This window comes from Thermus sp. NMX2.A1, from assembly GCF_000511705.1.
Taxonomy (GTDB): Bacteria; Deinococcota; Deinococci; order Deinococcales; family Thermaceae; genus Thermus; species Thermus scotoductus.
This window is the reverse complement of the sequence record NZ_ATNI01000052.1, coordinates 13,883-31,546: the sequence shown is the minus strand read 5'-3', so window position 1 is coordinate 31,546 and position 17,664 is coordinate 13,883. Positions and strand designations below refer to the sequence as shown.

Here is a 17,664-nt window from a genome sequence, read left to right as displayed (position 1 = left end):
CTTAGAAGCCAAGTCTTGCGTCCCGGAAGGCACCCTTTGGGGAGGAAACGCGGCAACTCGCCCAAAGCGGAGCTTCCGAAACCCTAAAGGGGGTGTAAGGAAGTATGAAGAAAAGGCTAGTCATGCTACTGGCGGGGCTTTTGACCGTGCTCTCCATGGGCTTCGGTCTAGCCCAGTTCTCCGACGTGCCCGCCGGCCACTGGGCCAAGGAGGCGGTGGAGGCCTTGGCGGCCAAGGGGCTTGTCATTGGCTTCCCCGATGGCACCTTCCGGGGTAACGAGTCCCTCACCCGCTACCAGGCGGCCCTCATCATCTACCGCCTCCTGCAGCAGATTGAGGGGGAGCTCAAGGCCAAGGGTGAGTCCCCCACCATGCAGGCCATGTCCTCCGAGGACCTCGAGGCCCTGAAGAACGCCGTGCAGGAGCTGGCCGCAGAGCTGGCTGCCTTGGGTGTGCGGGTCTCGGCCCTGGAGGATAGCGCCGCCACCAAGGAGGACATCGCCCGCCTCGAGGCCATGATCCAGGAGCTCAAGGCCCAGCCTGCCCCTGAGCCTGGCATGGACGCTGCTGCGCTTCAGGACCTGGCCGACCGGGTGGAGGCGGCCTCCATCGCCGCCGATACCGCCCTAGCCCAGGCCCAGCAGCTGGCCGAGCAGCTGGATGCCTTGGCCCAGGATGTGGAAGGGGTGAAGGGCGACCTGGCTTCCCTCCAGACCCAGGTGGAGGCCAACGCCCAGGCCATCCAGGCCCTTAACGAGCTGGCCGTCCTCCTCAACCAGGATGTCCTCTCCCTGCAGGACCGGGTGACCGCCCTGGAGAAGGGCCTGGCTGACCTGCAGGGGATTGACTTTGAGCAGTTTGCCTCCAAGGAGGACGTGGCCGCGGTGCAGGAGTTCGCCGCTGCCCTCCGCTCCGACCTGGTGGGCCTCTCCGAGAAGGTGTCCAAGCTCGAGGGCACCGTGGGTGATCTCTCCGGCAAAGTGTCCAAGCTGGAGCGGAACGCCTTCACCATCAGCGGGAGCCTGAGCTTGGGCTTTGGGGCCTTTGCCGGGTCGGGTGGCGCAAACAACAATTTCGATATCGACAGGGTGTTCTCCTCCAACTTCTCCACGGGTGATGGCAACGGTAACGGGCTCGTGGTGGATGAAGCAGATCTGGGTAAGAACGCCGAGGGCGAAACTACAGCTACCCTCAGCCTCACCCTTAAGACCAATGCTCTTGATGCCAAGTCTAGCCCCGGTGGGTATAACGCTTACCCCGGCCTGGTGCAGTTCAGCATTACGGGTAGCTGGACGAACCCGTCTGGTGGCTCGAATGCCACAGCCGGGCCCAATCTTGTGGTGGACACGGTCGCCACTACCTTGGCTGTAGCCAAGGATCAGTCCTTATCCTTCTCCTTCGGCCGTTCCGTCAAGACCAAGTTCAGCGAGTACGTCTTTGACAACGACGGCGTAAGCTACGGCCACGGTTTGGTGGCCACCTACAAGCCTGGTGTTCTGGGGGCTACTGTCACGGGTGTATACGCTTCTAAGCTTGGAGCCAACGGGGATAATCTTTACGCCCGGGGTGCGGGCCTAGCCCTTTCTCCCATGCAGGGTTTCTCCCTCAGGGGTGCTGTGGTGCAGCAGGGCACTGACATCCTGGGTGGCGGAGGCATGCCCGTTACCGTCTACGGGGTAGGGGCTGATCTGGCTCTGGGCTCGGTGGCCCTTTCCGGTGAGTACTTCTCCTCTGATGCGGCAGCCAACGCCAACGGCTACTACGTGAAGGCCAAAGCTGGTGTGGGCCCGATTACGGTGGAGGGGAACTACCGGAGCATCGGGGCCGGCGTGACCTTTGCCAACATGCTCTCTTACGATGCCGATCCCGCCAACAGTGCCAACGCTGCTCCCTTCCATGCCGACCAGCAGGGCTATGGGGCCAAGGCTACCGTGTCCCTGGGCGCCATTACCCTGGGTGGCTTCTACGACACCTACACCGGTACAGGAGCCCGCACCGCGTATGGGGCGGAGGCTGGCTTGAAGTTCGGCGCCTTCAGCCTGAGCGGCTACTACCGGGTGGTCGATGCAGGTAACGACGGCACTCCGAATGACAGCGCCGCAAAGGAAACTGCTGCCAGCAACAGCTACGTTTCCTCCGGTAGCGACTATACCCAGTACGGTGCCAAGCTGAGCCATGACGGCAAGGCCGAAGGCGCTTTGATCAAGGGCTTGAACCTCACCGCTTCTTACGATGTACGGCCGCAGTTTGCCCCTGGGGCCAGGACCGATATCGCTGTGTACGGGGACTTCTCCCTTTCCTTGGGCATCCTGAAGGCCACGCTCCTTGGGCGTTACCACAGCCAGGATGTGGCTGGTGCTCCGGCGAGCAGCTACACCACCATCAAGTACGGGGTGAAGGCTGAGACCGAGGCCCTGGCCATTCCCTTGAAGCCCAGCCTCTTCGGGGAGTACGTGGCCCGTAGCACGGATGGTGGCACTGCGGATAACGCAGAAGCTAAGTACGCCGTGGGCCTCAAGCTCAACGAGTTCCTCTTCCCCAACTCCAGCTTTGAGGCTAAGTACGGCTCCTACACTGCCAGCAACGTGAACGCCATCCTCGTGGGTAACGCGGAGAAGGCCTGGGATCCCAGTGTAGACCATCTCTACGATGACAGGGTGAATGCTTCCGGTGTGAACGGCAGCGTTACCGGCTTCTATCTGAGCTGGAGCTACTGGGACCTTGTTATGTCCTACGCGGACTTCGTGGTGGATAACAACGGTAACCCTGAGTACGGCCGGGGCTTCAAGATCAGCTACAAGGTGAACTTCTAGCGCCCCCTGGGTCCCAGGGCCCCCGCCCGAAGGGCGGGGGCCTTTGCTATGGTGGAGGTATGCCCTTCCGCTACCAGGGGCCCACTCCCAAGGGGGACCAGCCCAAGGCCATCCGGGAGCTTTTGGAGGCCTTGAGGGATGGGGAGCGCTTCGTCACCCTCCTCGGGGCCACGGGGACGGGGAAGACGGTGACCATGGCCAAGGTAATCGAGGCCATGGGAAGGCCTGCTTTGGTGCTGGCTCCCAACAAGATCCTGGCGGCCCAGCTGGCCGCGGAGTTCAGGGAGCTCTTCCCGGAAAACGCCGTGGAGTACTTCATCAGCTACTACGACTACTACCAGCCCGAGGCCTACGTGCCGGGGAAGGACCTCTACATCGAGAAGGACGCCAGCATCAACCCCGAGATCGAGCGCCTGAGGCACTCCACCACCCGTAGCCTCTTAACCCGCAAGGACGTGGTGGTGGTGGCCTCGGTTTCCGCCATCTACGGCCTCGGCGACCCCCGGGAGTACAGGGAGCGGAACCTGGTGGTGGAGCGGGGGGCGGTTTACCCGCGGGAGGCGCTTTTGGAAAGGCTTTTGGAGCTTGGGTACCAGCGAAACGACATCGACCTCTCCCCGGGCCGGTTCCGGGCCAGGGGGGAGGTCTTGGAGATCTTTCCCGCCTACGAGACCGAGCCCATCCGGGTGGAGCTCTTTGGGGACGAGGTGGAGCGCATCACCCAGGTCCACCCCGTCACCGGGGAAAGGCTCAGGGAGCTTCCCGGATTCGTCCTCTTCCCCGCCACCCACTACCTAAGCCCGGAAGGGCTTGAGGAGATCCTGAAGGAAATAGAAAAGGAACTCTGGGAAAGGGTCCGCTACTTTGAGGAAAGGGGCGAGGTCCTATACGCAGAGCGCCTCAAGGAGCGCACGCTTTACGACCTGGAGATGCTTAGGGTCATGGGCACCTGCCCGGGGGTGGAGAACTACGCCCGCTACTTCACCGGCAAGGCCCCGGGGGAGCCTCCCTATACCCTTCTCGACTACTTCCCCGAGGACTTCCTGGTCTTCCTGGACGAGTCCCACGTGACCGTGCCCCAGCTTCAGGGGATGTACCGGGGGGACTATGTGCGCAAGAAGACCCTGGTGGACTATGGCTTCCGCCTGCCGAGCGCCTTGGACAACCGCCCCCTTCGCTTTGAGGAGTTTTTGGAGAGGGTGTCCCAGGTGGTCTTCGTTTCCGCCACCCCGGGGCCCTTTGAGCTTCAGCACTCCGGGCGCATCGTGGAGCAGATCATCCGCCCCACGGGGCTTCTGGATCCCCTGGTGGTGGTGAAGCCCACGGAGAACCAGATCCTGGACCTCATGGAGGGGATCCGGGAGCGGGCGAAGAGGGGGGAAAGGACCCTGGTCACCGTCTTAACCGTGCGCATGGCGGAGGAGCTTACCGCCTTCTTGCAGGAGCACGGGATACGGGCCCGCTACATGCACCACGAGCTGGATGCCTTTGAGCGCCAGGCCCTGATCCGGGACCTGCGCCTGGGGCACTTTGACGCTTTGGTGGGGATTAACCTCCTGAGGGAGGGGCTGGACATCCCCGAGGTTTCCCTGGTGGCCATCCTGGATGCCGACAAGACGGGCTTCCTGAGGAGCGAGCGAAGCCTCATCCAGACCATTGGCCGGGCGGCCAGGAACGCCAAGGGGGAGGTGTGGCTTTACGCCGATACCATCTCCGAGGCCATGGAGAGGGCCATCCGGGAGACCAACCGGAGAAGGGCCCTGCAGGAGGCCTACAACCAGGAGCACGGCATCGTCCCGGAGACCGTGCGCAAGGAGGTTAGGGCCATCATCCGCCCCGAGGAGTACGGGGAGAAGGCTCCTGCGGAAGCCTGGGAGGGGGAGGACCTGAAGGAGCGGATTGCCGAGCTGGAGCTTGCCATGTGGCAGGCGGCAGAGGCCTTGGACTTTGAGCGGGCGGCGAGGCTAAGGGATGAGCTACGAGCTTTGGAAGCCCGCCTGCAAGGCCTCACGCCCCCAGAAACCCTGCCAGGAGGCCGGAAGCGGCGCAGGCGGCACTAGGCCAGAAGCAGCACGGGGTTTTCCAGGTAAAGGGCCACCCGTTCCAAAAGCTTCCGGGCGATGGGGGCCTCGAGGCCCGAGGCGGCAAGCACCCCCTCCTGGGAGAGGAAAAGGCTTGGACGACCGGAGTGCACTTCCTCCTCCCCCGCGAAGCAAAGAAGCCCCTCCCCTTCCTCCCCCTCCTGCTGGCGGAAGAGGGCGAGGAAACCGCTCATGGGCCTTACACCCCGCACCGCCTCCCCTGCCACCTGGCCCAGGAGGGGCCTTAGGGGAAGCTCCAGCTCCGCCAGGGCCTTCTCCGCCGCCTTCAGCAGGAAGGGAAGGGGGTTATGGGGCACCCCGTGGGCCTGGTGGAAGGCTTCCAGGGCTGCCTCCAGCCTCCCGGGGTCAAACCGCAGGCGCTGCACCCGCAAGAGGAAGGGAGCAGGAGCCGGGGCGGTGGTGAGGCCCGGGGCCGGGCTGGGCGGAGGGATGGGGGTAGCCGGGGCCGGAGGTTCCGGGGCAGGGAGCGCTTCCTCCAGGGCCTCTAGAGGTTCGGGAGAAGGAGCTTCCTGGGTTTCGCCGAGGAGGAGGTCTTCCTCCAGCTCCAGCTCCTCCGGTTCGGGGGAAAGCGTTTCCTCCTCGGCGGGAAGAAGGAGCTCCTCAAGTTCCTCCTCCACGGGCTCGGGGAGGAGGGTTTCCTCTTCCTCCAGCCCGGAGAGGGAAGGGGCTTGGTCTTCCCGGGCGGGTTCCTCGGCCAGGAGGAGGTCCTCCTCCAGGTCTAGGTCCAGGTCCTCCAGGAGGGCGGGCTCGAGGTCCAGCTCCTCTTCCGCCACCTCTTCCACCGCCAGGGTGGGGGCCTTGGGGGGGGTGGGGAGGACGTCCTCCAGGTCCACCCCTTCCCGGTCCAGGACTGCCTGGACCCGCTTCAACTCCTCTTCCGGGGGCAGGGGCGGGGCCTCTTCCGGCATGGGGGGCAGGTCCACCTCCCCCGCCATCACCTTGGCCAGGAAGGCCAGGATATCCCGCTCCACGATGGTGCCCTCGGGGCCGGTGCCCTGGAGCCTGCGCCAGTCAATGCCGTTTTCCTCGGCCAGGCGCCGGGCTAAGGGCGTGATCTTGGGTTCTGCCATCTTGGTCCTATGATAACAGGGTGGACGTTTCCTTTGCCCGGCTTCTGGTGGACTACTGCCTCGAGGCCCAGGCTGGCGATACCATCCTGGTGGAGGCGGAGACCCCGGCCTTGCCGCTTTTGCCCCACCTGAAGCGCCTCCTTTTGCAGAGGGGGGCCTACCCTGTCTTCCGCATAGGCTACCCCGGGGAAGGGCGGGACTTCCTCCTCTACGGGGGGGCTTGGTTGGAGAGGATACCGGAGGTGGAGCGCGCTCTTTATGAGAAAGCGGACAAGTTCCTGCGCATCCTTTCCGCGGAAAACCCCCTGGAGGGAGCCTCCCTGGACCCCGGCCTTTCCCTAAAGCACCAGCGGGCCTGGCGGCCCCTGGCCGAGCTCCGCCTGAACAAGCGCTGGACCCTCACCCTCTACCCCACGGTGGGGTATGCGGTGGGGGCGGGGATGGGGACGGAGGAGTTCCGGGAGTACCTTAAAGGGGCGTTATTCCTGGACCGGGAGGACCCGGTGGGCGCCTGGCGGGCCCTTTCCCGCTTTCAGGAGGCCTTGATCGGGAGGCTTTCCCAGGGCAGGGAGCTTCGCATCCAGGCCCCGGGCACGGACCTCAGGCTTTCCGTGGCGGGGAGGAGGTGGATCAACTCCGACGGCCGGCGCAACATGCCCTCGGGGGAGGTGTTCACCGGGCCCCTCGAGGATTCCGCCGAGGGGGAGGTGCGCTTCAACCTTCCCGCCTTCGTGGGGGGCAGGCGGGTGGAGGGGGTTTACCTGCGCTTTAAAGGGGGCGAGGTGGTGGAGGCCCGGGCGGAGGTGGGGGAGGAGTACCTGCTTGCGGCCCTGGCCACGGATGAGGGAGCCAGGCGGCTTGGCGAGATAGGGATCGGCACCAACTTTGGCCTCACCCGGCCCACCGGCCTCATCCTCCTGGACGAGAAGATGGGGGGCACCGTGCACCTGGCCCTGGGCCGGAGCTACCCGGAAACCGGCGGGAAGAACCCAAGCGCCCTGCACTGGGACCTGGTGCTTTCCCTAAGGGAAGGAAGCCTTCTTTTGGACGGCGAACCCCTGGTGGAGCGAGGGCGCTTCGTGGGCGTTTCTGAACCCCATCCCTTCTAGAGGTCCTTGCGTTCAAAAACCAAGGCTGCCAGGAAGGTGAAGCCCAGGGTGTAGATGAGGAGGAGGGGCAGGCCGAGCCCCGCCGCGCTGGGCCTTAAGTGGAGGTCCAGGTAGGTGGTGAGGAGGAAGGGGGTAAGGGCGGGGAAGGCCACCAGGAGGCGCATGAGAAGCAGGGTGGCCACCGCCGCCAGGGCGCTTGCCGTGGTGGAGAGGAAGACCGTGGCGTAGAGGAGGGCCAAGGCGGCGAGGGGTAAGAGGACGATCCCCGCCAGGAGGTGGGCGGAAAGGAGCTGGCCAAGGGCCTCTTGGGTGCTCAGGAAACCTACCCCGGCGAACCCGCCTGCCCCAAGCCCCGTGCCCCCGTAGAACCCTCCTAGCCCGTGGGGCAGGCCTGCCAGGAGGCTTCCCAGGAAGCTCGCCCCCAAAAGGACGAAGGGGTAGAGGAGGGCAGAGAGGAGCTTGGCCAGGATCAGCCGGGTCCGGGGGAGGGGGTGGAGGAGGAGGCTTTTCAAGGTGCCTTGGGCCACCTCGCTTCCCAGGGACTCGCTGGCCGCCATGACCACCAGAAAGGGAAAGAGGAACTCCATCCCCGCCATCAGGCTTAGGGAAACCACCTGCCAGCCCGAGGCCAGGACCAGGCCGTACACTTCCTTAAGCCCCGGGGCCAGGGCCCACAGGAAGGGAAGAAGGAAGGCGGCCAGAAGCCCAAGCTGCACCGAGCGCAGGCGGAAGAGCTTGTAGAGCTCAAAGGCCAGAAGCCTAAGCATGCTTCACCCTTTCCTGGTAGTAGAGCCTCAGATCAAAGCCTTGGGGATGGAGGGCCTTCACCCGGTACCCTTCCCTGAGGAGGGCTCCTAAGGCGGCCTCCGCCTCACCCTCAAAGAGGATGGCCTGCCCTTGGATCCTGGCCGAGGCCACCTGGGGCAGGGTCTTCAGGAGGGCCAGGGCGCCTTCCAGGGGCTCGGCCTCGAGGCGGTAGGCTTTCCGCCCCTCGGGGACCACCTCGTCCAGAAGTCTCCCTCCTCCCAGGATCCCCACCTTGTGGGCGTACTGGCTCACCTCCTCGAGGTGGTGGGTGGAAAGGAGCACAGCCACTCCCTCCCGGGCCATCTCCTGCAAGAGGCTATGGACCAGCTCCACCCCCTCGAGGTCCAGGCCACTGGTGGGTTCGTCCAGGACCAGGACCCTGGGCCGGTGCAGGATGGCTGCCGCCAGGCCCAGGCGCTGGCGTTGCCCCAGGGAGTAGCTTCCCACCTTCTGGTCGGCCACGGCGAGGAGCCTTAAGCGAGCCAGTACCTCCGTGATTCGGCCTTCCTCCTTCACCCCGGCCAGGTAGGCCCGCATCCTGAGGTTCTCCCGGCCCGTGAGGTAGGGATAGAAGGCGGCCGGAGCCTCCACCACCGCCCCCAGGTGGCGCCGGGCCTGGGGGTTTTGGTGCACATCCTCCCCCAGGAGGAGGGCCCTTCCCTCGCTGGGAAAGGCCAGGCCGGTGACCAGGCGGATAAGGGTGGTCTTCCCCGAGCCGTTGGGTCCCGCCAGGGCGTAGACTTCCCCGGGGTGCACGGAGAAGCTTATCTTCTCCAGGATGGGCTTGCGCCCGTAGCGCTTGCCCAGGCCCTCTAGCCTTAGGGCTTCCATGGGTGCTATACTACCCAAGCCCCCGGTCCAGCGCGACGGTCCGGGCGTGAACCGGGTCAGGTCCGGAAGGAAGCAGCCCTAAGCGCCACGGGTCGGGTGCCGCTGGGGCGCCGGGGGCAGTTATCCACAAGGTTATCCACAGGCCAAAAGAACCCATGAATAGCGGACCCAGGAGCAAAAAGGGCCTTGGGGACGAGGATTTTTCTCACCGCCTTTCCTTGGCCTGGATGCGGACCACCCCCTTTTCCACAAGCCGGGCCACCTCCTCCGGCGTATAGCCTGCCTCCCTCAGCACCGCCTCCGTGTGCTCCCCGAGGAGGGGCGGGGGCAGGGAGGGGCTTGCCGGGGTGCGGGACAGGAAGCGCAAGGGGTTCGCCAGGGTGGGCAGGGCTTCCAAGAGGGGGTGGGGAAGGGTCCAGATGGCCCCCCGGGCCTGGGCCTGGGGGTCTTGGAAGGCTTCGGCCAGGTCGTTCACCGGGGCGGCGGGGATGCCCTTCTCCCTGAACCTTTCCAGCCAGTGGGCACGGGGTTGGGTCTTGAGCACCTGGGAAATCGCCTCCACCACCTCCTTTCTTGCCTCCACCCTCTTTGCGTTGGTGGAAAACCGCGCCAGGAGGTCCGGCAGGTCCAGGACCTGGCAGAGCCTGGCGAACTGCTCGTCGTTCCCCACCGCCAAAACCAGCCAGCCGTCCGCCGCGGGAAAGGCCCCGTAGGGCACGATCTGGGCGTGGGCGTTGCCCAGGCGTTTGGGGGGTTTGCCCGTGAGGAGGTAGCTTTCCCCCAGGTTGGCCAGGGCGAAGAGGCCCACGTCAAAGAGGGAAAGGTCGATGTGCTGGCCCAGGCCGCTTTTTTCCCGCTCGTAGAGGGCGGAAAGCACCGCCACCGCCCCCATCATCCCCGTCATCACGTCGATCCAGGCCACCCCCACCTTCATGGGAGGGCCTTCCGGCTCCCCGGTGACGGACATGATGCCGGTGTAGCCCTGCAAGGCGGCATCGTACCCGGGTTCCTGGGCCCTGGGTCCCGTGTGGCCGAAGCCGGTGATGGAGAGGTAGACCAGGCGGGGGTTAAGCTCCCTCAGGCTTTCATAGTCCAGGCCGTAGCGCCTCAGGTCCCCGGTTTTGAAGTTTTCCACCAGGACATCGGCCCTTTGGGCTAGCCTGCGCACCACCTCCTGGCCCTCGAGGGTCTTGAGGTCCAAGGCCAGGCTCTTCTTACCCCGGTTCACGGAGAGGAAATAGGCGCTTTCCCCCTTCACGAAAGGGGGTCCCCAGCCCCGGGTCTCATCCCCCCAAGGGGGCTCCACCTTGATCACCTCCGCCCCCAGGTCGGCCAGGATCATGGTGCAAAGGGGCCCCGCCAGCACCCGGGAGAGGTCCAGCACCTGGATGCCGGAAAGAGGTTGCATGGGAGCATCTTAAGGCCCAGGCCCCTGTGGGGTATATTGGGCACGTGGGCCGGGCTTTGGGGCATCTTCTGATCTTTTTGGCCTTGTTTTTCGTCCTCCTTCCCTTTCTCTGGATGGCCTACGCCGCCTTCATGCCCAAGGAGGCGGTGTACTCGGGGGAGCTCTTCTCCAAGGTGGGCTTTAGCCTGGAAAACGTCCAGGGCCTGGCCAAGGAGGGCTTTTGGGGCCGGCTCTTCTTCTCCCTGGGGCTTTCCTCGGGGGTGGTGCTCCTTCAGCTCTTCACCGCCCTTTTGGCCGCCTACGCCTTAAGGGCGGGGCTTGGGCTTCTACCCTTTTACCTGGTGCTTATGGCCATACCCGCAGAACTCCTCCTGGTGCCCCTGTACGGCATCCTCAAAGGGCTTTCCCTCCTGGATACCGCCTTGGCCTTGGCCTTGCCCTTCGCCGCAAGCCCCTTCGTCATCTACCTGGTCTACCAGGCCATGCGGGCGGTGCCGGAGGAGCTTTTGGAAGCCGCCAGACTCGATGGAGCGGGGCACCGGGTGCTGCTTTTCGGCATCCTTTTCCCCTTGGTGCGCCCCACCCTGGTGGCGGCTGGGGTGCTGGCCTTCGCCGCCCACTGGAACCTGGTGCTCTACCCCAGGGTGATGGTTTCCGACCCCAGGTTCTGGACCTTGCAGACCTGGCTTACGGACCTGCAACGCAAGTACCCCACCGACTGGGGCCTCCTTTCCGCCGCCGCCCTTTTCTCCGTCCTTCCCATCGCTTTGCTCTACCTTGTCTTTGAGAGGCGGGTGGTGGCCACCTTTGAGGAAGGGCTTAAGGGGTGAGCAAGGCTCTGGTGGGGTGGAGAACTCCTCCCGGCTTCCCCTGAGGAAGGCTTCCTGCCGGGTTCTTTTCCGTCCCGACTGGGCTTCGCTGCGGGGCTTGAAAGATCTGTGCACGGGGCCCCCGAGTGTTATATTCAAGGCTAAGGGGGTGAAGCCATGCGGGTTTTCTTGGCGGCCATGGCCTTGGTGTTGGCCGGTTGTCTGCCGGTGGCGGTGTTGCGCACCCCGGAGCCTGTTTCCGGGAGGAGCCTGGCCTTTGGCCTGAGCGCGGTGGGGGTGGAGGGAGGGGTGGGGTTCATCCCCTATGCCGCGTACGCCCAGGGGGATGGCCAGACCGAGTACAACTTTTCCGTCCAGATGGGCTTCAGGGCGGGGATCAAGCACGCCCTGGCTCCGGGGTTCTCCCTGGATATGGGCCTGACCCTGCCTCTCCTGCTGGGAGGGGGTGGAGTGCCCTTGGCCCTGGATGCCGGGCTCCTCGTGGGCCTGGGGGACGTCTACCTCTCTCCCCGGGTACACTGGATAGGATTCCAGTCCCAGAATACCAGCGTGGCGGGGTTGCTCTACCAGGCCACCCTGGGCTACGCCGGGGAGGGGTTTTTAGGGGAGGGAAGCATCCTCTTCAGCGGCCAGCAAGGAGGGTTGATGCTGGTTGTTTCCGCAGCAGCGCGTTTCTAGGAGGTTAAAGGATGCGGGCCCTGGTGGTTCTGGCCCTTCTTTTGGCAGGGTGCGCGCCCATCGCTGTGCTTCGTTCGCCGGAGCCGGTGCAGGGGCATGTCTTCACCGTGGGAGGCAGTGTTTTCCCAAGCTCCCAGGGCCAGTACCCGGTCTGGGCCGTGCCGTACTTGGGCTATGCGGGAGGGAATGGCTTTTGGGAGTATAACCTCTCCGTTCAAGGGAGCCCAAGGGTGGGGGGAAAGCTTAAGCTGGCCCCGGGGCTTAGCCTGGATGGCGGCCTCAGCCTTCTGCTAACATCTCGGGGGTCTGTAGCGTTTCGCGATCTGGACGTGGGCTTGATTATGGGCGTGGATCGTTTCTACGTTTCCCCTCGCCTTCATGCGCTGGCGTATGGGGATCGCTCCGACCTGGCTTTCCAGGTGAGCCTGGGTTACTGGGGAGAGGGTTGGGTCCTGGAGGCGGGCTACCCAGGCCCCTACCTGGCCTTGGGCCTCACCTTCGGAACCGCTCCCTAAGGGCTTTGAGCCTTTCCCGCACCCGTTCTTCCCAGCCTTCCCCCGTGGCCTCAAAGAGGAGGAGGTCTTCTAGTCCCTCCGGCAGGTATCGTTGGGCGAAGCTGCCCTCCTTGTCCTCGTGGTAGTAGGCATACCCCTTGCCGTGGCCCAGGGCCCGTTGCAGGCCGGTGGGGGCGTTCCTGAGGTTCAGGGGGACGGGGGCGTGGGGGTGGGCTCCTGCGGCCTCTTCCGCCTTCTTCCAGGCGGTGTAAAGGCTGTTGGACTTGGGGGCCAAGGCCAGGTAGACCGTGGCCTCCACCAGGGCCAGCTCTCCTTCGGGGCTTCCCAGGGCCTCGTAGGCCTCCTTGGCCGCCACCGCCAGGCGCAGGGCCAGGGGATCGGCGAGGCCCACATCCTCCACCGCCACCCGGATGAGGCGCCGGGCCAGGTAAAGGGGGTCGGCCCCGGCCTTAAGAAGCCTGGCCAGATAGTAGAGGCTTGCGTCCACGTGGCTTCCCCTGAGGCTTTTGTGAAGGGCGGAGACCAGGTCGTAAAACTGGTCTCCTTCCCGGTCCATGGCGAAGCGTTCCGCTCCCAGGGCCTCCTTCACGCTGCTGGCGTCCACCCGGCCCAAGGAGGCGGCCAGTTCCAGGGTGTTGAGGGCAAAGCGGGCATCGCCTCCGGCAGCCTGGGCCAGGAGGCGGAGGGCTTCCTCCTCAAAAGGGGTCCCCGGGAGGCCCCTGGGGTCCGTGAGGGCCTTCTTGAGGAGGGCGAGGAGGTCCTCCTCGGAAAGGGGCCTTAGGGGAAAGAAGCGGAGGCGGGAGCGGAGGGCGGGGGTGAGCTCAAAGGCGGGGTTTTCCGCGGTGGCCCCGATCAGGGTGAGGAGGCCGGACTCCAGGTGGGGCAGGAGGGCGTCCTGCTGGGTGCGGTTGAAGCGGTGCACCTCGTCCAGGAAGAGGACCAGGCCCCCTTCCCTCCGGGCTCTTTCCACCACCGCCCTTACCTCCTTAACCCCAGCCTCCACCGCGGAAAGCCTTAGGAAGGGCTTGCCCACCCCTTCCGCCAGGATCTGGGCCAGGGTGGTCTTGCCCGTGCCCGGGGGGCCGAAGAGGACCATGGAGGAAAGCCTTTTCGCCTCCAGCATCCGCCTTAAAAGCCCTTGGGGCCCCGTGAGGTGGGGCTGGCCCAGGACCTCGTCCAGGGAACGGGGCCTGAGGCGCTCGGCTAGGGGCTCCATCCCCCTCATGCTAAGGCCAGGATAAGGGGAGGCATGGTAGGCTTGGAAGGAGCATGCGCTGGCTTTTCCTCCTGCCCTGGGGCCTCTTCCTTTTGGGGCTTGCACCCCTGGCCTTGGCCGAACCCCTGGGCCAGGTGGAGCGGGGGCTTGGCCTTCTCCTTGCCGCCCTTTTGCTGGCGGCGGCGGGAAGCCTGTACTCCCGGTTCCCCGTGGCCTTTTCCGTGCAGTTCTTCCTGGTGCTGGGCCTTGGCCTCCTGGCGTTCCAGCTGGCCTTGGAAAGCACCCTGGCCTTCGCGGGGTTGGGGGGTTCGGGTTACACGGCCCTTGGGGGGATTCTGGGGGCCTTGGCCTTGGGCCTGGCCTTCTTCCTGGGCACTGGCAGGGAGGCTCCCCTTTTGCCGGCCCTCGAGGAGGTGGGGACCCGGGAGGACCTCCTGCGCCTGGCCGGGGCCTTGGAGGGGTTGGCCCTTAGGCGCCCTCTGGTGCTGGTGTACCTTTCCACCTCCGCTCCTCCCGAGCGGCTTCAGGCGGAGCTTCGCCGGGGGGACTTGGCCTTCCGCCTGGCGGGAGGGTATCTTCTGGTTCTCCAGGGAAGCCGGCCTGAGGATGCGGCGGGGCTGGTGCGAAGGCTTAAGGAGCGGTTTCCCCTTTCCGCCTACGCCGTGGAGCGCTGGCAAGGGGGGAGCCTGGAAAGCGTGCTGGCCCGCCTCGAGGCCGAGGCCCTTCTCCAGTCCTGAGCGTTTTGGTGTAGGTGGTAGAGGCTACACCGACCCCAGGGTGTACGGGTTTTTTCTTTACCTTGATGCGCCTGCCCCTCCCGCCCCTTACCCTTAGGCTCAGGGAGGTCAAGATGGAGCAGGCCAAGGAGATCAGCCAGGCGTGGCAGGAAGCCCTGGAAACCTACGGGGAGCGGGAAGAGGAGTAGACGGGAAGAAAGCCCAAACCGGGTCCCGTGGGACCCGATTTTTTCTACACCAGGCGGCTTCGCAGCCAGCTGGAGGCAAAGTCGATCAGGTTCACCACGATGACGATGGCGATGATGCCGATCACCATCTGGTCGTAGTGGCCCGCATCCATGGCACCCTTGATGAAAAAGCCAATCCCCCCGGCCCCCACCAAGCCCAGGACGATGGACACCCGGAAGTTGATCTCAAAGCGGTACAGGGTATAGGACACGAAAAGGGGAAGCACCTGGGGCAGAATAGCCCAGCGGAGCACATTGCTCCCGCTGGCCCCCACGCTCTCCAAAGCCTCGATGGGTCCTTTATCCACGTTCTCTATGGCTTCGGAGTAAAGCTTGCCCAGATCGGCGATGGAGTGGATGGCCATGGCCAGCACCCCGGCGAAGGGGCCCAGGCCCACCGCCGCCACCAGGATCAGGGCCAGGATCAAGGTGTCCACCCCCCGGTCCACGTTGTAAAAGCCCCGCATCAGATAGAAGAGAACGCGGAGCAGGGGGTTCTGGAAGGTGAGGTTGCGGGCGGCGAGGAAGCTGGTGGGCAGTGCGAATAAGGCGGCCAGCAGGGTGCCCACCAGGGCGATTTCCAGGGTCAGGAGCATCTCGCTGGCCACGCTCTGGAGCGGGTAGATGCCGCTTTGGGGTTGGGCCAGATTGGGGGGCCAGGCCCGGTCCAGGAAGTTCACCAGGAAGGGCCAGCCTTTGACCAGTTTGCCCAGGTCAAACTCGGTGGCGTCAAAGGCGGGAAAGACGCTGGCGGCCACCAGGGCCAGGACCAGGCCCGTGCGGAGGTCATCGGGTTGCGCCAGCTTAGGTCGGAAAAGAAGCCAGATCCCCGAGCCCATCATCACCCCCAGGAAGAGGAGAAGGGCCACGTTCCCGTAGGCGGTGGACTGGGGTTGCAGGAGCCGGTAGCCTGCCTGGGCCACCTCCTGGGGCAGGCGCCCCTCGTTGAGGCCCGTGAGGTCCCGGATGGGCTTTAAGGGGGGAAGCCCGATTTCTTCCCGCACCCGGTTTAGCTCCTCCAGGCCCTGGTTGTATGCCGCCACCAGCTTTTCTTCGGTCCCGGGCTCGGCGGGAAGGATGAGCTTGTAGTAGCCCTCCATCCGGGGAAAGTAGGTGTGGGCCTGGGGGGAGTTGAGCCAGGCGAAGGTGGAAAGGGCCAGGGCCACCCCCAAGGGTAGCCAAAGCCCAGCCTGTTTCCTGCGCCAGACGGCCAGGAGCACGAAGGGAACCAGGAGGCTTAGGGCCACCACCCCCTCCATAAGCCCCGGGAGGGGTTTAAGCCGCACCAGGTGGGCAGGGCCCTGGAGGAAGACCAGAAGGCTTGCAAGAGCCAAGCCCCCACCCAGCACGCCTCCGACACCTGCGGCCCGCCCGCCGAAGTGGGCTAGGAGCAAGGCCAAAAGGGCTCCTAAGAGAACCAGGGCTAGGTGGGGGGCCATGGGGAGGAGGGCCAGGAGGGTGGGCCCCAGGGTTTCCCGGGAAAGGTATCCCACGGCCTCCACCACCGGGAAGGTGGGGGTGGCCACCAGGAGACCCAAGGCCGCAGCCACCAGGTAGCGGCGCATGGAACCCCGGCCCAGGCCGAGGAGGCCCGCCAGTGCCAGACCCAGCAGGAAAACCGCCACGTTCATAGAGCCTCCAGGTTGCCTGCGTAGACCATCCGCTCCACCTCGAGGGTCAGGGCCTCCACCGGACCGTCAAAGACCAGCCTTCCCCGGTTGAAGGCCAGAATGCGCCGGGCGTAGCGCCGGGCCAGTTCCAGCACGTGGATGTTCACCAGGACCGTCACCCCTTTTTCCTGGTTGTACTCCTTGAGGATGCCCAGGATCACGTCGGAAAGCCTGGGGTCCAGGCTGGCCATGGGTTCGTCCGCCAGGATCAGCTGGGGTTCCTGGGCCAAGGCGCGGGCGATGGCCACCCGCTGTTGCTGGCCCCCGGAAAGCTGGTCGGCCCGGGCCTGCTCCTTTCCCTGAAGCCCTACCCGACGAATCTGCTCCAGGGCGATGGCGGTATCCTCCTCCCGGTAGAGCCCAAGAAGCCCCTTCCACGTGGGCAGGTAGCCCAGGCGCCCGTGAAGCACGTTTTCCAGGACGGTGAGGCGCTGCACCAGGTTGAACTGCTGGAAGATGAAGCCCACCTTCCGGCGGAAGGCCTGGAGCTCCTTGCGAGAAAGCCTGGTCACCTCCACCCCTCCCACCCACACCTCGCCGGTGGTGGGCTCCACCAGGCGGTTTAAGGTGCGCAAAAAGGTGCTCTTCCCCGCACCCGAGAGGCCGATGATGGCCACGAAGTCGCCCTGGGGTATGGAGACGTTCACCTCCGAAAGCGCCCGGGTCCCGTCGGGAAAGACCTTGCTCAGGTTCTTGACCGTGATCATGTTTCCTCGGCTTCCCCAAAAAGGCCCCCAGGGGGTCCTGGGGGCCCGGAGGGTCAAGGCCTCACTTATCCTGGCCGGAGATGCGCCGGGCCTCACGCACCACGTCGTAATCGCTATCCTTGGCCGGGACCATGTAGTCGATGCGGTAGAGGTTTTGGAGCAGGGTGCATTTGGGCGCCTGGCAACGCTGGATGGCGGCGGCGATTCCCTTGGCCAGGTTGGGGTACTTGCTGAGGAAGTCCTTGGCCACAGAGAAGGTGTCGCCGGGGATGGGCTTGGAGTAGAAGATGGCGGTGATCTGCCGTGCCTCCTCGGGTTTTAGGAACTGGGTCCAGGCCCCGGACTTGTTCTTGTCGTCGTTGGCGAAGGTGGCGGCGGCGTCCACGGACTTGTTGAGGACCGCCAGCACAGCAGCGTCGTGCTTGCCGGCGAAGACCTGCTTGGCGAAGAAGGTGTCGGGGTTGATGCCCCGGCTCACCAGAGCTGCCCGGGGGAAGACGTAGCCGGCGGCGGAGAGGGGGTCTACCCAGGCGATGGTCTTGCCCTCGAGGTCCTCGATCTTCTTGATCCCCGAGTCCTTGCGCACGATGATGGCCGACCAGTAGTAGGGGCTGCCGTTCCGCACCGACTTGAGGAGGACCTCCGCCCCCGCTTCCCGGTGGGCCAGCACGTAGCCGTCGGGGGGGAAGAAGGCGAACTCCAGCTTCCCCGCCCTCATGGCCTCGATGAGGCCGCGGTACTCGGTGGGGACGAAGATCTCCACCTCCACCGTCCCCCTGAACTCCTTCTCGATGTAATCCGCGATGGCCTGGGCGGCCGCCTTGAGCTGGTCGGAGTTCTGGGTGGGGTTAAAGCCGATGCGCACCTTTACCGGGGCCTGGGCAAGACCCAGGCCAAGGCCCAGAAGGGCCAAAAGGAAAAGCATGAAACGTTTCACAGGCCGA

At 65.1% G+C, this 17,664-nt stretch carries 16 protein-coding genes and 1 other RNA gene; 9 read left to right on the top strand and 8 right to left on the bottom strand.

From position 1 onward, the window contains the following. Window positions 1–104 precede the first annotated feature (104 nt). On the top strand, window positions 105–2,813 hold the full coding sequence (locus tag TNMX_RS04395) for an S-layer homology domain-containing protein (protein WP_038029912.1): 2,709 nt from the start codon (window positions 105–107) through the stop codon (window positions 2,811–2,813). Between the two features lie 59 nt (window positions 2,814–2,872). After that, on the top strand, window positions 2,873–4,873 hold the full coding sequence (uvrB, locus tag TNMX_RS04390) for an excinuclease ABC subunit UvrB (RefSeq protein WP_038029910.1): 2,001 nt from the start codon (window positions 2,873–2,875) through the stop codon (window positions 4,871–4,873). Here the strand turns inward: uvrB and TNMX_RS04385 are convergent. Continuing rightward, a complete protein-coding gene (locus tag TNMX_RS04385) occupies window positions 4,870–5,985 on the bottom strand; it encodes an E3 binding domain-containing protein (protein WP_038029907.1) in 1,116 nt (371 codons plus the stop codon). The genes uvrB and TNMX_RS04385 overlap by 4 nt on opposite strands. A gap of 20 nt (window positions 5,986–6,005) precedes the next feature. Here TNMX_RS04385 and TNMX_RS04380 point away from each other — a divergent pair, with 20 nt between their 5' ends. Next, window positions 6,006–7,094, top strand: a complete 1,089-nt coding sequence (locus TNMX_RS04380) for an aminopeptidase (protein WP_038029904.1) — start codon at window positions 6,006–6,008, stop codon at window positions 7,092–7,094. Here the strand turns inward: TNMX_RS04380 and TNMX_RS04375 are convergent. Beyond that, the gene (locus TNMX_RS04375; protein ID WP_038029903.1) at window positions 7,091–7,861 is read right to left on the bottom strand and encodes an ABC transporter permease; all 771 of its coding nucleotides are present in this window, start codon (window positions 7,859–7,861) and stop codon (window positions 7,091–7,093) included. The two genes, TNMX_RS04380 and TNMX_RS04375, sit on opposite strands and share 4 nt — an antisense overlap. Beyond that, window positions 7,854–8,732 (bottom strand): ABC transporter ATP-binding protein, encoded by an 879-nt coding sequence (locus TNMX_RS04370; protein WP_038029900.1) that lies wholly within the window; start codon window positions 8,730–8,732, stop codon window positions 7,854–7,856. Before TNMX_RS04370 ends, TNMX_RS04375 begins: the two co-directional genes overlap by 8 nt. A gap of 19 nt (window positions 8,733–8,751) precedes the next feature. Between TNMX_RS04370 and ffs the strand changes: the two genes are divergently transcribed. Next, window positions 8,752–8,852: signal recognition particle sRNA small type (gene ffs, locus TNMX_RS12565), an RNA gene on the top strand. An 85-nt stretch (window positions 8,853–8,937) separates the two neighbouring features. Here the strand turns inward: ffs and TNMX_RS04365 are convergent. Further along, a complete protein-coding gene (locus TNMX_RS04365) occupies window positions 8,938–10,140 on the bottom strand; it encodes a CaiB/BaiF CoA-transferase family protein (protein WP_038029897.1) in 1,203 nt (400 codons plus the stop codon). Between the two features lie 44 nt (window positions 10,141–10,184). On the opposite strand from TNMX_RS04365, the gene TNMX_RS04360 reads away from it, so the two are divergent. The 3 genes from TNMX_RS04360 (at window position 10,185) to TNMX_RS04350 (ending at window position 12,163) form a co-directional block, all read left to right on the top strand. Continuing rightward, entirely contained in the window at window positions 10,185–10,970 is a 786-nt protein-coding gene (locus TNMX_RS04360) for a carbohydrate ABC transporter permease (RefSeq protein WP_038029895.1), read from the top strand. A 156-nt stretch (window positions 10,971–11,126) separates the two neighbouring features. Next, window positions 11,127–11,648 carry a hypothetical protein gene (locus TNMX_RS04355; protein WP_038029892.1) on the top strand — a complete coding sequence of 174 codons (522 nt, stop codon included), beginning with the start codon at window positions 11,127–11,129 and terminating at the stop codon, window positions 11,646–11,648. 11 nt (window positions 11,649–11,659) lie between these two features. Beyond that, complete coding sequence (locus TNMX_RS04350; protein WP_038029889.1) at window positions 11,660–12,163, top strand: hypothetical protein; 504 nt, start codon at window positions 11,660–11,662, stop codon at window positions 12,161–12,163. On the opposite strand, the gene TNMX_RS04345 is transcribed toward TNMX_RS04350, so the two are convergent. Then, entirely contained in the window at window positions 12,141–13,388 is a 1,248-nt protein-coding gene (locus TNMX_RS04345) for a replication-associated recombination protein A (RefSeq protein ID WP_038029886.1), read from the bottom strand. The genes TNMX_RS04350 and TNMX_RS04345 overlap by 23 nt on opposite strands. Window positions 13,389–13,432: 44 nt before the next feature. On the opposite strand from TNMX_RS04345, the gene TNMX_RS04340 reads away from it, so the two are divergent. Both TNMX_RS04340 and TNMX_RS13470 read left to right on the top strand, forming a co-directional pair. Continuing rightward, window positions 13,433–14,116: a hypothetical protein gene (locus TNMX_RS04340; RefSeq protein ID WP_038029884.1), complete on the top strand. Its 684-nt coding sequence runs from the start codon at window positions 13,433–13,435 to the stop codon at window positions 14,114–14,116. A 65-nt stretch (window positions 14,117–14,181) separates the two neighbouring features. Then, complete coding sequence (locus TNMX_RS13470; protein ID WP_256378171.1) at window positions 14,182–14,304, top strand: hypothetical protein; 123 nt, start codon at window positions 14,182–14,184, stop codon at window positions 14,302–14,304. 44 nt (window positions 14,305–14,348) lie between these two features. Here the strand turns inward: TNMX_RS13470 and phnE are convergent, their stop codons facing one another. From phnE to TNMX_RS04325, 3 genes are all read right to left on the bottom strand, one after another. Continuing rightward, a complete protein-coding gene (gene phnE, locus TNMX_RS04335; RefSeq protein WP_038029882.1) occupies window positions 14,349–15,974 on the bottom strand; it encodes a phosphonate ABC transporter, permease protein PhnE in 1,626 nt (541 codons plus the stop codon). Further along, the gene (gene phnC / locus TNMX_RS04330) at window positions 15,971–16,720 is read right to left on the bottom strand and encodes a phosphonate ABC transporter ATP-binding protein (RefSeq protein WP_038029982.1); all 750 of its coding nucleotides are present in this window, start codon (window positions 16,718–16,720) and stop codon (window positions 15,971–15,973) included. Before phnC ends, phnE begins: the two co-directional genes overlap by 4 nt. A gap of 61 nt (window positions 16,721–16,781) precedes the next feature. Further along, window positions 16,782–17,657, bottom strand: a complete 876-nt coding sequence (locus tag TNMX_RS04325; RefSeq protein ID WP_028493746.1) for a phosphate/phosphite/phosphonate ABC transporter substrate-binding protein — start codon at window positions 17,655–17,657, stop codon at window positions 16,782–16,784. Window positions 17,658–17,664: the final 7 nt, after the last annotated feature.

Bases quoted from the DNA above. Each gene is read 5' to 3' on its own strand.
- TNMX_RS04395 (WP_038029912.1), top strand. From the start codon at position 105: ATGAAGAAAAGGCTAGTCATGCTACTGGCGGGGCTTTTGACCGTGCTC.
- uvrB (WP_038029910.1), top strand. From the start codon at position 2,873: ATGCCCTTCCGCTACCAGGGGCCCACTCCCAAGGGGGACCAGCCCAAG.
- TNMX_RS04385 (WP_038029907.1), bottom strand. From the start codon at position 5,985: ATGGCAGAACCCAAGATCACGCCCTTAGCCCGGCGCCTGGCCGAGGAA.
- TNMX_RS04375 (WP_038029903.1), bottom strand. From the start codon at position 7,861: ATGCTTAGGCTTCTGGCCTTTGAGCTCTACAAGCTCTTCCGCCTGCGC.
- TNMX_RS04370 (WP_038029900.1), bottom strand. From the start codon at position 8,732: ATGGAAGCCCTAAGGCTAGAGGGCCTGGGCAAGCGCTACGGGCGCAAG.
- TNMX_RS04365 (WP_038029897.1), bottom strand. From the start codon at position 10,140: ATGCAACCTCTTTCCGGCATCCAGGTGCTGGACCTCTCCCGGGTGCTG.
- TNMX_RS04355 (WP_038029892.1), top strand. From the start codon at position 11,127: ATGCGGGTTTTCTTGGCGGCCATGGCCTTGGTGTTGGCCGGTTGTCTG.
- TNMX_RS04350 (WP_038029889.1), top strand. From the start codon at position 11,660: ATGCGGGCCCTGGTGGTTCTGGCCCTTCTTTTGGCAGGGTGCGCGCCC.
- TNMX_RS04345 (WP_038029886.1), bottom strand. From the start codon at position 13,388: ATGAGGGGGATGGAGCCCCTAGCCGAGCGCCTCAGGCCCCGTTCCCTG.
- TNMX_RS04340 (WP_038029884.1), top strand. From the start codon at position 13,433: ATGCGCTGGCTTTTCCTCCTGCCCTGGGGCCTCTTCCTTTTGGGGCTT.
- TNMX_RS13470 (WP_256378171.1), top strand. From the start codon at position 14,182: ATGCGCCTGCCCCTCCCGCCCCTTACCCTTAGGCTCAGGGAGGTCAAG.
- phnE (WP_038029882.1), bottom strand. From the start codon at position 15,974: ATGAACGTGGCGGTTTTCCTGCTGGGTCTGGCACTGGCGGGCCTCCTC.
- phnC (WP_038029982.1), bottom strand. From the start codon at position 16,720: ATGATCACGGTCAAGAACCTGAGCAAGGTCTTTCCCGACGGGACCCGG.